The 14997-nt window shown below is 33.3% G+C and carries 17 protein-coding genes; 4 read left to right on the forward strand and 13 right to left on the reverse strand.

The window, feature by feature from the left end; translation table 11 throughout:
- Positions 1 to 162: 162 nt before the first annotated feature.
- Both C5F50_RS11620 and C5F50_RS11625 read right to left on the reverse strand, forming a co-directional pair.
- Positions 163 to 1506 carry a ThiF family adenylyltransferase gene (locus C5F50_RS11620; RefSeq protein WP_179371472.1) on the reverse strand — a complete coding sequence of 448 codons (1344 nt, stop codon included), beginning with the start codon at positions 1504 to 1506 and terminating at the stop codon, positions 163 to 165.
- Entirely contained in the window at positions 1506 to 2720 is a 1215-nt protein-coding gene (locus C5F50_RS11625; protein WP_179371473.1) for a threonine synthase, read from the reverse strand. The genes C5F50_RS11620 and C5F50_RS11625 overlap by 1 nt, the downstream gene beginning before the upstream one ends.
- Before the next feature lie 208 nt (positions 2721 to 2928).
- Here C5F50_RS11625 and C5F50_RS11630 point away from each other — a divergent pair, with 208 nt between their 5' ends.
- Positions 2929 to 3510 carry a hypothetical protein gene (locus C5F50_RS11630; RefSeq protein WP_425340045.1) on the forward strand — a complete coding sequence of 194 codons (582 nt, stop codon included), beginning with the start codon at positions 2929 to 2931 and terminating at the stop codon, positions 3508 to 3510.
- Positions 3511 to 3517: 7 nt separating this feature from the next.
- Here C5F50_RS11630 and hisI read toward each other — a convergent pair whose 3' ends face one another.
- On the reverse strand, positions 3518 to 3841 hold the full coding sequence (gene hisI / locus C5F50_RS11635) for a phosphoribosyl-AMP cyclohydrolase (protein WP_179371475.1): 324 nt from the start codon (positions 3839 to 3841) through the stop codon (positions 3518 to 3520).
- Between the two features lie 37 nt (positions 3842 to 3878).
- Complete coding sequence (locus tag C5F50_RS11640; protein ID WP_179371476.1) at positions 3879 to 5075, reverse strand: RNA-guided endonuclease InsQ/TnpB family protein; 1197 nt, start codon at positions 5073 to 5075, stop codon at positions 3879 to 3881.
- A 102-nt stretch (positions 5076 to 5177) separates the two neighbouring features.
- Between C5F50_RS11640 and C5F50_RS11645 the strand changes: the two genes are divergently transcribed.
- Positions 5178 to 5438, forward strand: coding sequence for an AbrB/MazE/SpoVT family DNA-binding domain-containing protein (locus C5F50_RS11645; RefSeq protein ID WP_179371477.1), 261 nt, complete (start codon positions 5178 to 5180; stop codon positions 5436 to 5438).
- Positions 5413 to 5766: a type II toxin-antitoxin system PemK/MazF family toxin gene (locus C5F50_RS11650; protein WP_179371478.1), complete on the forward strand. Its 354-nt coding sequence runs from the start codon at positions 5413 to 5415 to the stop codon at positions 5764 to 5766. Before C5F50_RS11645 ends, C5F50_RS11650 begins: the two co-directional genes overlap by 26 nt.
- A 35-nt stretch (positions 5767 to 5801) precedes the next feature.
- Here C5F50_RS11650 and hisF read toward each other — a convergent pair whose 3' ends face one another.
- The 8 genes from hisF to hisG are packed head-to-tail and all read right to left on the reverse strand — an operon-like array spanning position 5802 to position 12809.
- A complete protein-coding gene (gene hisF, locus C5F50_RS11655; protein ID WP_179371479.1) occupies positions 5802 to 6605 on the reverse strand; it encodes an imidazole glycerol phosphate synthase subunit HisF in 804 nt (267 codons plus the stop codon).
- Entirely contained in the window at positions 6602 to 7309 is a 708-nt protein-coding gene (gene hisA, locus C5F50_RS11660; protein WP_179371480.1) for a 1-(5-phosphoribosyl)-5-[(5-phosphoribosylamino)methylideneamino]imidazole-4-carboxamide isomerase, read from the reverse strand. Before hisA ends, hisF begins: the two co-directional genes overlap by 4 nt.
- Complete coding sequence (hisH, locus tag C5F50_RS11665) at positions 7306 to 7911, reverse strand: imidazole glycerol phosphate synthase subunit HisH (protein ID WP_179371481.1); 606 nt, start codon at positions 7909 to 7911, stop codon at positions 7306 to 7308. The genes hisA and hisH overlap by 4 nt, the downstream gene beginning before the upstream one ends.
- Positions 7911 to 8498, reverse strand: coding sequence for an imidazoleglycerol-phosphate dehydratase (locus C5F50_RS11670; protein WP_179371482.1), 588 nt, complete (start codon positions 8496 to 8498; stop codon positions 7911 to 7913). Before C5F50_RS11670 ends, hisH begins: the two co-directional genes overlap by 1 nt.
- A 24-nt stretch (positions 8499 to 8522) precedes the next feature.
- Positions 8523 to 9497: an HAD hydrolase-like protein gene (locus C5F50_RS11675; protein ID WP_179371483.1), complete on the reverse strand. Its 975-nt coding sequence runs from the start codon at positions 9495 to 9497 to the stop codon at positions 8523 to 8525.
- Positions 9494 to 10564, reverse strand: coding sequence for a histidinol-phosphate transaminase (hisC, locus tag C5F50_RS11680; RefSeq protein ID WP_179371484.1), 1071 nt, complete (start codon positions 10562 to 10564; stop codon positions 9494 to 9496). The genes C5F50_RS11675 and hisC overlap by 4 nt, the downstream gene beginning before the upstream one ends.
- Complete coding sequence (hisD, locus tag C5F50_RS11685; protein ID WP_179373016.1) at positions 10561 to 11832, reverse strand: histidinol dehydrogenase; 1272 nt, start codon at positions 11830 to 11832, stop codon at positions 10561 to 10563. The genes hisC and hisD overlap by 4 nt, the downstream gene beginning before the upstream one ends.
- Positions 11832 to 12809, reverse strand: coding sequence for an ATP phosphoribosyltransferase (hisG, locus tag C5F50_RS11690; protein WP_179371485.1), 978 nt, complete (start codon positions 12807 to 12809; stop codon positions 11832 to 11834). The genes hisD and hisG overlap by 1 nt, the downstream gene beginning before the upstream one ends.
- A gap of 56 nt (positions 12810 to 12865) precedes the next feature.
- Here hisG and C5F50_RS11695 point away from each other — a divergent pair, with 56 nt between their 5' ends.
- Positions 12866 to 13726 carry a hypothetical protein gene (locus C5F50_RS11695; RefSeq protein ID WP_425340046.1) on the forward strand — a complete coding sequence of 287 codons (861 nt, stop codon included), beginning with the start codon at positions 12866 to 12868 and terminating at the stop codon, positions 13724 to 13726.
- Here the strand turns inward: C5F50_RS11695 and C5F50_RS11700 are convergent.
- The gene (locus C5F50_RS11700; RefSeq protein ID WP_179371487.1) at positions 13721 to 14989 is read right to left on the reverse strand and encodes a hydroxymethylglutaryl-CoA reductase, degradative; all 1269 of its coding nucleotides are present in this window, start codon (positions 14987 to 14989) and stop codon (positions 13721 to 13723) included. The two genes, C5F50_RS11695 and C5F50_RS11700, sit on opposite strands and share 6 nt — an antisense overlap.
- Positions 14990 to 14997 lie beyond the last annotated feature (8 nt).

Raw genomic sequence — 14997 nt, forward strand, 5'->3', positions numbered from 1 at the left:
GGACAATTTGTCCACAATCAGGACAGATCTTGTGATAATTTCATTATATTTTAAAATTTTATGTATTTTCTATAATATAATTAGATAAAAATTACATTTAGTGCTTAATTTGATAAATTGATCTGTATAAATTCTATTTTTTTCTAAGGATTTATGTAAATATTACAGGCTATTTTGTGTCTTGGTTTCTTTGTTTAAGAGACTTTTGTACAATGCAATGGCATCTGACTCATCTTTTGGTCCAACAATAACTGCTGAGCCTTTCTTCATAAGGCTTACAGATAATTCATCAGTTCTCATCGACAATCCCAGTCCTCCTTGATTTTCAACAATGAACCCTTTTTTCTTTGCAATGCTAGATATAGCATTTTCATCAATATCAAAAGTATCAGTTGGGGTAATAGAGTATGTGCGCTTTCCTCTGTTTCTTCCACACAGTTCTTCTAAAATTAATTCTTCTTTTTTGACAACTTTAAGTTTTCCTGTTCCACAAATTGGACATTCCTCAGCTCTGAATGTTCTGACACTATTGAAATCAAGATTTTCCAAATCAATGTGAAGTATTCTTGTTGATAGACTTGGTTTTTTCCCAATAATGATTTTTACAGCTTCTGCAACTTCAATTCCACCAACTATCGAAAGTATTGATGGATGAACTCCTTCAATACTACATGTTGGTATTGCATCTTCATTTAGATCAGGGAACATACAATAGTAACATGCACTTTCTTTTGGTAAAACTGTAAATGCTTGTCCTGAAACTCCAACTGCAGCTCCCGTCACAAAAGGAATTCCAAATTGGACACACGCTTTGTTTAAAGCATATCTGGCATTAACGCTATCAAGTGCATCAATAACAACATCACATCCTTCAACAACTTCAAGTGCAGTATAGTCATTAACCGAAATAGCCAGAGGCTCAATCTTACAATCAGGATTTAGTTTCTGTAATTTTTTTGCAGCCACTTCAACTTTAACTTGACCTACATCATCTTCATCAAACATAGTTTGTCTATGTAAATTAGATAATTCAATTACATCCCTATCAACAATTCTTAATGTTCCAATACCCATTGCAGCTAATCTTGATGTAATTGGATTTCCCAAGCCGCCAGTACCAACAACACAGATTTTAGAATTTTTTAATTTCAGTTGTCCATTATAGCCAATCTCTTCAAGCATTACCTGTCGTGAAAATCTGTCTAGTTCTTTTGGAGATAGTTCTTCTGAACCGCCAGCTACTGCAGGTAAAATGTAAATTTCATCACCATCTTTAAGAGTAGTTTGCATACCATCAGAGAATTTTGCGTTCTTTCCATTGATGTAGATGTTAATCAATGAACGTGGAGTACCATCATTTTCCAAGACACGTCTCTTAAAGTCATCACCCATTAATTCAGAGATTTTTGCAAATGCATCAGTTAATGAATCAGCTGAAATCTCAGTTTTTTTCTCGCCTCCACTTTGATTCAAAACAGAAGGTATTGTGAATGTTATATTTGCCACTAGTTTACTACCGCCGATATCTCAGATATGTCTGCTTTCATCACATCAGGCTTTTTTAAGACTTTCATGATTGATTCAGTTGCTTTTAGACCATTACCAGTAACATAGCACACCACTTTGTCATTTGCATCAATCTTTCCTTGTTCTACCATTTTCTGAAGAACTGATATTGAGACTCCACCTGCAGGCTCTGTAAATATTCCTTCAGTTTGTGCAAGTAGTAAAATTGCATCAAGGATTTCTCTGTTGTTACATTCTTCAGCAAAACCATTGTATTGTGCTAAACGTTTTAGAACATATCTACCATCACCAGGATCACCAATAGCTAAGCTTTTTGCAACAGTGTCAGGATTCTCCACTGGGATTACTTCTTTGGAATTTCTCTTAAATGCATCAACTATTGGTGCGCAACCATGTGGTTGTGCTGCAATCATATGCATATTAGAGACGTCATCAAGTAACGAAACGCTTTGTAATTCTTCAAATCCTTTACAAATTGCATTAAGCATAGCACCACTCCCCACTGGAATGATTAGTTGATCTGGTACTTGCCATTCTAGTTGTTCTGCAACTTCATATGCAAATGTTTTAGAGCCTTCCACATAATGAGAGCGCATGTTGATGTTCACTATTCCAATACTTTTACTATCGCCAATTTGTGCAGCAATTCTGTTTGCATCATCATATGTTCCATCAACTGCAATGTAATTTGCACCATATGACAATGCCTGTGTTATTTTTGCCATCTCAATATTACTTGGAGCAAAAACATGACAAGGTAATCCAGCTTTTGCTGCATGTGCTGCAGTAGCTGATGCCAAATTACCGGTAGATGCACAACCAACAGATGATAATCCAAATTCCTTTGCTTTGGATACTGCAACTCCTGCAGGTCTATCTTTGAATGAAAACGTAGGATTTACAGAATCATTTTTGATGTAAAGATTGTTTAATCCTAATTTTTCCCCGAGATTGTCAGCCTTGATGAGAGGGGTCATTCCAGCACCAATGCTGACAATGTTGGATTTGTTCTCTATGGGTAATAATTCAAAGTATCTCCAATAGGTGTGGTCACGATTGGTAAATGTGTTCTTAGTAATTGCAGGAAAATCATACTTTACATCAAGTGGCCCAAAACACTTATCACAAATATACTTGAAAGCATCATCATAATCTTTTTTACATTCTCTACATTGCAATGATGTTCTAGTCAAGATCAATTCCTCCTTTGAAAAGATAGATAAAAAATCCTAATATCAAGTTAAGTAATACTTAATTTGATGGGTAAAAAATATAATAACAAATAACGAAAAATAGAGAAAATCATTAGAATAGAAAGAATATCGATGAAAATTTTGAAAAAACAAACTTTTGACAGAAATTTCAATTATGAGTAAGGTTTTTAGATATTTTTGAAAACGAATGGTTGTGGACAATAAAACCGTAATCCCAATCATAGTTGGAATAATTATTGTAATTATTGGAATTGTTGTAATAATCAATGAAGAACCAAACATAATAGAAGTTGAAGATACGATGGATAAAGAAATTTTGCCAGAAGAAGAGGCCATACCAGAGATTCAAGAGAAGTTAGATGAGTTAGAAAAAATAAATTTGGAAAATGAGTATAGACCTAAAGAAAGAGAATGGATCACTTCAGGACCATTTCAACTTGATCGTAGTGAATATGTACTTGGAGAAAAAATTTTTCTTAGAATTGGAGGATTAACTAGCGAAGAAAAAGGACAAGTTGCATTTCTTAGGCCACTAAATGGCACACATTATTCTGTTTATTGGACCATTCCATTTGATGGAGCAGAAAAATCAGCATTCAATTATTATTTGCAGCCACAGCTATCAAAAAGACTTGGGTATTGCACAGCAGATGATTTTGTTGGGGAATGGAGGGTAGTGTTTAGAGGAACAGACTATCCAAACTTAGAATTTAAGATTACAGAAGATATTCTTACAGGAGATGAAGAGGATTATGAACCTGTATGTTAATTTATTTTTATAATGAATTATGAAAACAAACTTTTTCACCCAAGTGACACGCGGGGCCTGAAGGGTCTACAAGATAAATTATAGCATCAGAATCACAGTCAACTAAAATTTGTTTAATCTTTTGAGTATTTCCTGATTCTTCGCCTTTCATCCAGAGTTTGTTTCGAGAGCGACTCCAAAACCAAGAGTTACCAGTTTTTTTTGCCAATTCTAAAGATTCTTTGTTTGCATATGCTAGAGTCAGGACATCTTTTGTATTTGCATCTTGAACTATTACTGGAACCAAGCCTCCGCTTTTCTCAAAATCAATATCATCAATAGATTTTTTCATGACGTAAATTCGGTTCTGTGTTTTAGGTTCTGTGAAGTCATGGAGACCTCGACTTTGATACATCTACTATCTGGATTTCCACACCATCATAGTTTAATGATTTGGGTTCCATCATTCGTGAGAAAAGTTCACTTGTCGCTTCACCTGTATCGCCTCTAGCATGGTTAAACCTAGACCACGCCTTGTGGGCAATGTTCATGGATGCAACTACATCCTTGTCCATGCTCTTGCCACAATTAGTGCACAATAATTTACGTCTGTTTTGCCTGTCCTCTTGGATTCTCTTTCCGCATATTGGACACAGCTTGCTTGTGCGTTTTAGGTCAACAAAGACAACTGGGATTTCAATCCACAATGCCTTGTATTCCATCTGTCTCTGCAGTTCATAAAACTGCCAGCCGTTTAACTTTCTTCTGTACTTGTTTCCCTGACCATTTCCCTTTCTGTACAGTTTTCTGATTCCCTTCAAGTCCTCAAAAGCAATTGCAGATTTTGTCTTTACTGCATGATTCACAATATCTTTTGAGATTTTGTGGATGAACTGTCTTGTCCTATTCTGCAGTCTTTGTTGCAGATTCTTGTAGTATTGTCTCTTCTTTCTGTGATCGTTTCTTTTGAATCCTGCTCTGGCATGAATTGTGTTTTGTTTGATTGAGAGTAACTTGTTTGTCTTGTAGAATGTTACTAGACTGTCATTGCCACATGTTACGTTTCTTAGGTTTCTGTCTATTCCAACTATCTTGGTACATTCTATCTCTTCAATCTCTTTTGAGATATATAGACTGATGTTGAGGGTAGTCAGTGAGAATGAATGTACAGTCATGGTTGGGTCTGACAGTATTTTTAGAGTGTGATTATTTAGCAGGATGTTTACAGACTGATGATACTTGAATGGGATTGACAATAATGAACCGTTAATTTTTATTCCATAGCAGTTTGTCAGATATTGCTTTCTGACAAATGGTGACTTTGTTTTTCTGCCTCTCTTGATTGACTGTTTCATTTGTGAGAGCCTGCCACATGCTTGTGATATGGCGTTTAGTTTGTAGGATGATAAAATATCATATCTGGATAGCTCATGGTATGATAACATGGAAAGTCTTTTCAGTGTAGAGCAGTTGTTTTCTAATCCAATTCTGATACAATGGTTTACCATTTTACGGAATGTTTCCATCATGGAATCTAAATCATGGTTTTGTGGAACATTCTGTTTTATTGACTTGATTGCCTTCAACAATTATCATTATTTATTATTTTAATTAAGGTTTCAGGTTTCCATAACTTCACAGAACCCATTTGATTATTGTTTATAAGTAAGAAATTTCTTACTTTACGTATGAGCGAATCTACACTGAAAACAGTGAGTGTGTCTGAAAAGGGTCAAATCGCAATACCAAAAGAGATTCAGATACTACTTGGAATCAAAAAAGGAGACAGATTAGTGCTTACTGCAAAAAATGAAAAACTGTTGATTCAAAAAGCTACAAAAGTTGCAAAACAAATTGAGGTGGATTTTGGACCTTTGACAAAAATGTCTGAACAAACTGCAAAAAAACTGTGGGACAATAAAGATGACGAGATCTGGAACAGTTTTTGAGTCTGGAGATATTGTACTTGTTCCGTTTCCATTTACTAATATGTCACAGACAAAACTACGACCAGTTTTCATACTGTCAAATAGAACATACAATAGATCTTCATCAGACTTTGTATGCTGCGGTATTACTTCAAATCTGAGTAACAAAGATCATTCCGTTTTACTAGATCTAAAAGACATGAAAGAAGGAACCATTCCAAAAAAGAGTAGAATAAAATTCAACAAGATATTTACCTTAGAAAAAACATTGATCATAAAAAAAGTTGGCAGTGTAAATTCAAAAATATTAAAATCTGTAAAGTCATCACTTTTTTTGTTACTTGGGTAATCGATCAATACACTTGACGTAGTGATAAGACAGACTTACAATCTTACAGGGATTTTTTTTTCTTTTAGGAATGTTTTGACTCCTTTTACACCATGAGTTTCATAGTGAAAAATGGAAGCTGCCAAAGCTGCATCTACATTTGATTTTTTAAATACATCAACCATATCATCCGGTTTCCCACAACCACCAGATGCAATTACGGGAACAGATACAGAGTCAACAATTGATTTTGTAAGTAAAATATCATAGCCGTCTTTTGTGCCATCTCTATCAATACTGGTAAGTAAAATTTCTCCAGCACCAAGACCATCTACCTTTTTTGCCCACTGTATTGCATCAATTCCAGTTCCCTCTTTTCCACCATAAATGTAAACCTCAAACCAGAATTTTTTATCATCTTCTGAAAATATAGTGATATTTTCTTTGATAGAATAATTTCTTTTAGCATCAATTGCAACTACAACGCATTGACGGCCAAACAATTCCATTAGTTCAGTAATAACTTGAGGATTTTTTATTGCTCCAGTATTGATACCCACCTTATCAGCACCACTAAGTAAAATGTTTCTTGCATCCTCCAATGATTTAACACCACCTCCAACTGTAAATGGAATGTCAATTACGGATGCAACACTTCTAACTAAATCTTTGATTGTTTCTCTTTGCTCATCAGATGCAGTAATATCTAAAAATACTAATTCATCGGCACCTTCATCACTATATTTTTTAGCTAATTCAACTGGATCACCTGCATCTTTAATTGATTCAAAATTAAGTCCCTTTACTACTCTGCCATTTTTTACATCAAGGCAGGGAATGATTCGTTTTGTTAAGGTCATGCTATTTTTTTTGCTTCCTCTATTGTGATCTTATTTTCATAAAGAGCCTTTCCAAGTATTACTCCATACGGGTCTTTTTCTTTAACATCTTTAATATCACCAATATTTGATATTCCACCACTTGCAATCACATTTGTTTTCTCTAGATTACAAGCCTGTTCCAAAAATTCCAAGTCAGGACCTTCCATAGTCCCATCACGACTTACATTTGTTAGTAAAAATTCTGTAAAACCCATTTCAAGGAATTCTTTGATAGAATCAATCAAGTTTATTCCAGTTTTATCTTGCCATCCATGTATTACAATTTCACCATCTTTGTGATCTACAGAAATTACAATTTTCTTAGCACCTAAAGATAAGAGTAATTTTTTTAACAATTTTTGGTCTTTAAATGCCAGAGTTCCAATTATCACTCTGTCACATATTTTGATTATATCTAAAATCAATGATTCATCCCTTAAACCTCCAGCAACTTCTACTGGTATTGTTACTTGTTCCAAGATTTTTTTAATTATGGAAATGTTAGAGCCCAATCCTAAAGCTGCATCTAAATCCACTATATGCAGCATATCAGCACCATTTGCTTCCCATTTTTTTGCAATTTCTACAGGATTGTCACTATATACGGTTTTTTGTTTTGGATCACCTTTGTAGAGTCGAACCACTTGTCCACCCATAAGATCAATTGCAGGTATAATTTTCATTTTTTACACACATCAAGAAAATTCTTAATCATTATCTTTCCAACAGAACTTGATTTTTCTGGATGAAATTGAGTACCAATAAAATTATCTTGTTCAACTACTGCTGGAATTTTAATACCATAATCAGAAACAGCAGTAATCACATTATCAGAACTTGGTTTAACTCTGTAAGAGTGTACAAAGTAAACCCATGAACCATCATCAACACCTTCAAGAATTTTACCTGGTCTTTTAATTTCAAGATCATTCCACCCCATATGAGGAACTTTTAGAGATGGTGGCAGTACAATTACTTTACCATCAATTACATTTAATCCCTTTTCTTGTCCTTCTTCACTATTTTCAAAAAACATTTCCATTCCAAGACAAATTCCAAGTACAGGCATATCCCCTACATAATCTTTGAATTCAGTTTTAGAATAATTTCTAATACTATTAATAGCAGGATCAAAGTTTCCCACACCAGGAAGTAGTAAACCTGAGTAGTTGTTGGGTTCATCAAAGTTTGTTATGACATCAACTGTAGCTCCTGCTTTTTCTAAGGAATTTTTCAAGCTGAAAATATTTCCAGCCCCGTAATCAAAAATTGCTACACTAACCATTACATTGAACCTTTAGTACTTGGAATTCCTTTTTGTTTTTTATCTAATGTGGATGCATTTCGAAATGCAACAGCAAGTGATTTTATGGCAGCTTCAACTTTGTGATGATCATTATCTCCATACTTTACAGTAAGGTGAATGCAGCTGTTAAGATTTTGCAGTAATGATTGGAAAAAGTGTTCAAGATCTTCTTTAGAGACATCTTCGATTTTACTTCGCTTAATTAACAGAGTTGATTTCCAAAACGGGCGCTTTATCAAATCAATTGATGCCTCAGCTAGAGATTCATCCATTGGAACTGATGCATAACTAAATCTTGTAATTCCGATTCTTGACCCCAGTGCTTTATCAATTGCTTGTCCTAGTGTAATTGCAGTATCCTCAATGAGATGGTGTTCAATTCCATCATTTGATTTTGCATTAATCTTCAAATCCATCATACCATGTTTCCCAAAAGATACAATCAGATGATCAAGGAAACTAATGCCGGTTTTGATGCTTGTTTTTCCAAATCCATCAATGTTTACAGATACTTGAACGCTAGTTTCTTTGGTATTTCGATTGATTGATGCTTTTCTGGAGGCCATATTTTGCTCAGACTATAATGTGCTTTATTCTAAATTTAATACCTTTGGAAGTAAGTCAATAGAATCCAATACTAGGATAGCATCATTTCTCTCAAATAATTCAAGTTTTTCTTGAGGATTTTTACTTGTACCTATAATTCCACAAAAAATTGTTTTGTGGCCCAAATCAGTGGCTTTTTTTGCCATTATAAAATCCTCCATTGAATCTCCAACATATAATGTACAGATACTATTCATTCCAATAATGGAGTCTAGAAGGGATTTAGGATTAGGTTTTGCAAGTTCTCGTGATTCATCTTCGAGGAATGCTGAATTTTTTAAATCAAATTTTTGCAATAATTCCTTTAATGAGTAACTAACTGATTCTTTTCCTCTACCAGTCACCATGGCAATTTTTGAATCAAATTTATTTTGCAATTTTTCAAGTAAAAAATCATTTAAAATCACATCGTCCTGTTCTATTAACCCTGGAGCGTTGAATTTTGATTGTTTTCCAAATAACTTGTAATACAATTCTGGTCCATAAAAAATTTGATCAAAAATTTGATACAAAATATTTTCATGATGTGGACCAGGATAGGATAATTGTTTTTTGATTTCAGAGACATCAGTTAGGTTTTTCAGATGTTTTTCTACAGATTCAATACCAGTGGAATCGGAATTTTTTATCATATCAAAAATAAAACTGGACGGATCTTTTTGTAACTTTTTTGCTGCCACTAGAGAGATTATTGCAGCATATGTGAGATCAACCTCATCATTGAATCCACCAGTAGATTTGAATCCATCAATTATTTTAAAATCAACATCTATAGAGTCGTTAATTTTTGCAAAAGTCTCCAAGATGTACTTAGTAGTTTTAATGATTGCCAAATCATATGATTTTGTAATATCAATTAAGACACCATCACAATCAAATATTACAGCATCAATTTCATCCAATACATCAATGCATGAGTTATCAATGTAAATCCCATCAGATTTGTTTGTTAAAGTCATCCCAACAAATCACGAATTGCCAATAAGAATTTTGAGTTCATCTCTTTAGTACCAATTGAAACTCTAAGACATCCTTCATGATTACCAATTTTCCCTAATTTACGAATTGAGATTCCTTGCTCTGCAAGTGCTGCAAATACTCGTTTGTAGGAACCATGAGCATCAAAAAGCACAAAATTAGCCTTGGAATCAAAGACTTCAAAGGAATCATATTTCCGTAGAGTTTCAATAATTCTTTTTCTTTCAGTCTTGATGATATTTACTGCATCATTCATTAGATTTGCTTTTTCTAAAGCTGAAATTCCAGCTTCAATAGTAATAGTACTTAGAGGATATGGATATTGTAGTACATTCATAAAAGTATCAGTGAATTTCTTATTTGCAATAAAATATCCCAATCTAAGTCCTGCCAATCCAAATGATTTTGATAAAGTCTGTACAACAATCAAATTTTCATGGGTTTTTACCATGTTGGCAAGAGAATAATCACCAAATTCTCCATATGCCTCATCAATTATCACAAGACCCTCAAAAGATTTCACGAGTTTTTGTAATTCATTTTTTGGGAATTGAAATCCAGTAGGATTATTGGGAGAGTCAAGATAAAGAATTTCTGCATCACTGGATTGTTTTATGAAATCTTTAATGTCTAGTTTCATAGTGTTTGAAAATGGAATTGCAATCAAAGGAATTGAATATAGTTTACAGCGCTCTTCAAAAAATCCAAATGTAGGATTTGATGTAAGAACTTTGGTTTCTTTTGATGCAAAATTAGAAAGGATCAAATCTAAAATTTGATCAGAACCATTTCCAATACCTATCATTGAGGAAGGGATTTTAATGAATTTAGATATCATGTCAATTAATCGCTCTACACCACCTAGTGGATATTCTCGTACGTCAGATTTTTTTTTTGCTGATAAAAGTATGTCATTTTGAAACTGTTTTGGAATTACATAGTTTTCATTTGAATCAAGTTTTACGGCATCTTTAAGAAGATCAGGTTTTTTGTAACCTCCAATAGAAGAGTATTTTTTAATTTTTTCATCAAACCAATTTTTTTTCATTTCAATCTACCTCTAACTGATTCATAATGATTGAATAGTCCTTCAGCTTTTGTTAAAACTTGTAGATGTTTTGAAAGTTTTGACAATGATGATTTTGAGCATTTAACTTGAGTACTAATTTTCATAAAATCCAAAACTGAAAGTGAACCACGAATTTTTCCAAATCCGCTGGTAGGAAGGATGTGATTTGAGCCTAAAACATAGTCACTAGCAGAAGAAGGAGTATCATTTCCAAGTAAAATAAGACCTGAAGTAGTTATTTTGGAGGAAATTGATTCAGGATTTTTTGTCATTATTTGTAGATGTTCAGGAGACAAGAGATTTGCAAGTTTTACCATATCAGATTGTGTTTTACAAATTGCAATAAATCCATTATTTTTTAGACTTGCTTTTACAAAATTTGCTCTTTGAATTTGAGGCAATAATTCAGAAATCGTATTACTTACTGACTTTGCAAGTTTTTCTGAAGTAGTAATAAGATAGCAAAAAGTATCACTGCTATGTTCTGCTTGAGAAATTAAATCCAAGGCAATAAATTTTGGATTTGCTGAATTATCTGCAATAATTCCTAATTCTGTAGGACCTGCAAGCATATCAATTCCAGTTTGTTCACTGATTAGAGATTTTGCACTAGTAACAAATGTACCACCAGGACCAACTATTTTATCAACTTTGGAAATAGTTTTTGTTCCAAATGATAGCGCAGCAATTGCTTGCACACCACCTGTTTTGTATATTTCATTTGCGCCACAAATATCTGCAGCAACAATTGTCAATGGATCAACTTTACCATCAGAGTTTGGAGGAGATACAACTGCAATTCTAGGAACTCCTGCAACTTTTGCTGGAACTATAGACATTATTGCAGAACTTGGATATCTTGCCAATCCTCCTGGTATGTAGCATCCTGTACTTTGAATTGGAACAAATTTTTTGATGATCTTTATTCCATCATTGTTAATTGTTTTATTTTTTAAAAGAGATTTGATAGCAGATTCTGTTTTTTCTAGTCTTGTTTTTGCTAAATATAGAGCATCAAGTTCAGATTTTGATATCTTGTAATATGCATTTTTTATTTCAACTTGAGATAAACGTAATGAAGAGATATTTGCCTTGCTGAATTTTTTTTCATATTTTCGTAATGCATCATCACCATTTTTTTTTACATTCTTTAAAATGGATTCAACGATGGATTTGTTTTTTTGAGGCTGTTTTGGAAGAATTTCAGATGCAAACTTTTCAATGTTATTTACTTTGATTATTCTTATCAATTTTCTTCGTCACGTTTGATCTCCTCAAGCTCAAGAATTTGTCGTGGTTCATGAACTACAAGACCTTGAGCAATCTTTCGGAGTTTAGGAATGAGTTTGTGAAATTCTTCTTTTTTTATGACTGTGTTTATTCCAAACCATCCTTCCTCACTTAATGGACTAACAGTAGGTCTTTTGAGTGAAGGCATCTCTGCTAAAAGTTTCTTTAGATTTTTTTCCTCTACATTTAGGTAAATGTGCAAATATTTTCTACCATGAACAGCACCTCTCATAAGAGTAACAATATCAAATATTTTTTCACGTTTTTTTGGATCTTTTAGCGATTTTTTGTTTACAATCAAATGTGCAGTGGATGTAAGTACTTCATCAACAATTTTTAGTTTATTTTGTTTTAATGTTGTTCCAGTTTCAGTTACATCCATTATAGCATCTACATCTTCAGGAGGTTTTGCTTCAGTTGCACCAAATGATAAATGAATTTGAACATTTTTGTTTGTTCCCAATCTAACCCAAGGTGTTACAATTAGTGGATCTTTGGAACCATGATATTTTTTATAAGACTTTGATTGTTTTAGAAATTTAGATGCAGTTGTAAGATATTCCGAAGAGATACGAAGTGTTTTTTTCTTTTTTCCGTAATCTGCAATCATTTCATCGAGAGTTTTATAATGATATTTATCAGGAAAAGCTATTACTAGTCTGATTTTTCCATATTCTAAATCCAAAATAGCTTCAACGTCAGAATTTGTTTCCCCCACCCAATCTTTGCCTGTAATTCCTACATCATACAGTCCTTCTGCAACTAGAGTTGGAATTTCTTGGGGACGGAGCATCTTTACAATGATATTTGGATCATCCAAATACACTCGATAGGTTCTACTCTTTCGATTAACTTTAGTCCAAGATTTTTCTAATAATTTGAAAGTAGCCTCTTCTAAACTTCCTTTAGGAATAGCAAATTTTACTTCAGTCATTTTGAGATATCAAAGAAACTGTATAAAAGCCTCAATTTAACTTTAAAATTAATAGCATGAACTTGGGTAAAATTGCAATAGTTAGTGTAGTGATTATAGGAATTACAGTATCTGCACTCTATTTTGCAGATGAAGGAAGTTTACTGAATAATTTAGAAGAAAATCAAAATGACGAAGTCGGATTAATTGAATGGAATTCTGAAGAATTGTTCAGAGTTTTAGTAGACCCAGATGATCTTATAGTAATTGATGGAGTAACAATTCCACTAAAGGCCACATTTGATTTAAAAAAAGAATTAGCCCAAACATACAATAAAATCGGTGTTTTTGATGAAGATAAAAAATCAGTCTTTATTATTCCAACATTTACTGCGAGTGCATATTTAGAAAATGGATTTTATGATTTTTACAATGAAAAATGTAATGAAAAATGTTTAACTGCAGAAATAGTTACCATAGATAAATTAGATTACAAGTCTAGTGCAAATTCTGTAAAAATTTTACAACTATTGGGATATGATTCAGTATCAGATTTAGAATTACATAATAATCCTGATATTTTAAAAAATTATGACAAGGTCATAGTACTACATAATGAATATGTCTCACAAACAATGTTTGATGCAATTACATCTCATGATAATGTGATTTTTTTGTATCCTAATTCTTTGTATGGCAAAGTTGAAGTTGATATCACTACTAACAAAATAACATTAATTCGTGGACATGGTTATCCTAATTCAGAAATTCAAAATGGTTTTGATTGGGAAAATGAGAATACACATCCTTATGAATTTGATACTGAATGTAATAATTGGGAGTTTTATCCCATATCAAATGGTTTTATGTTAAATTGTTATCCAGAACAGATAATTTGGAAAGATGAATTATTTTTAAAGACCATTAAAGAATTATGAATCATTTTTAGATTGTGATAATAGTTCTTTTGCCCTATCAAGCGAAATTTTCTTCTCTTCAATCATTTTTTGAACAATATCATCAATTTGTCCAGTAGTAGCTCCTGCAGCTGCTGCAAGATTTCTAGCATGAAGACGCATGTGACCCTTTTGAATTCCTTCAGTTGCAAGAGCACGAATAGCACTATAATTTTGAGCTAATCCTGTAGCAGTCATAACACATGCAAGTTCTTGTGCAGATGTAACTCCAAGAATCTTTGTGCAAATTTTAGCCACGGGGTGGACATTTGCAATTCCTCCAACAATTCCAACTGACAGTGGAATTTCCAAAGTGCCAACCAAATTTCCCTCATTATCTTTACTCCACTTACTAAGAGAACGATATCTGCCAGATTCTGCAGCATATGCGTTTGCTGCAGCCTCAATGGCTCTGCTATCTTGACCAACAGCGTTTGCGACTGCTATAGTTCCATTCATGATCCCTTTGTTGTGAGTAACTGCTCGATAAACATCGTTATCAGCAAATTCAAACGCCAGGATAATGTTGTCAACAACTTTTTCTCCTCCAACTGCTTCTTTTTCAAAGACTGCTTTTGCCTTTGCAATTCTTCTAGTGGAATAATTGGATAATATACGAAGTAGTGTTCTGCCACCAGTGAGCTTTTCAATTAAGGGTGAAACAGCCTCGCACATTGTATTTGTTACATTTGCACCCATTGCATCTCCAACATCAATTAAGAGTTCAATAATTAGCATTTTGCCAGAAGGTGCATCAATTTCTTTACAAGAGATCTCTTTTGCGCCTTTTCCCATTTTAGACAAAGTATTGCTTTTAGAATTTGCCAAATCTAAAATTTCATTGGCAGAATTTTTAATTTGTTTGATTGCAGCAGGAATGTTAACATCCAAAACTTGTATTTGACCAATACTGTAAGATTCAATTGCTGAAACTTTAAATCCACCTTTAATTCGTGCAACTTTTGCTCCCTTTGAAGCTGCAGCAATTACTGATGGCTCTTCAATCACCATCGGAATAATGTAATCCTTACCATTAATCTTGAAATTTGTTGCAATTCCCAATGGTAATGAGAATGTACCAATAGCATTTTCAACCATTTTATCTGCTTTATCAAATGAAATTCCTCCATTTTCACTTTGTAAAATATTAATTTCATCACTAGAAAGATTGGCAAATTTTGCAACAATGTCTAATCTTTCCTTTCTTGATTTTTCAAACAATTTTGAAATTGATGAATCGGGCATTTTATTTC

It is taken from the genome of Nitrosopumilus ureiphilus, from assembly GCF_013407185.1.
GTDB classification, from domain to species: Archaea; Thermoproteota; Nitrososphaeria; order Nitrososphaerales; family Nitrosopumilaceae; genus Nitrosopumilus; species Nitrosopumilus ureiphilus.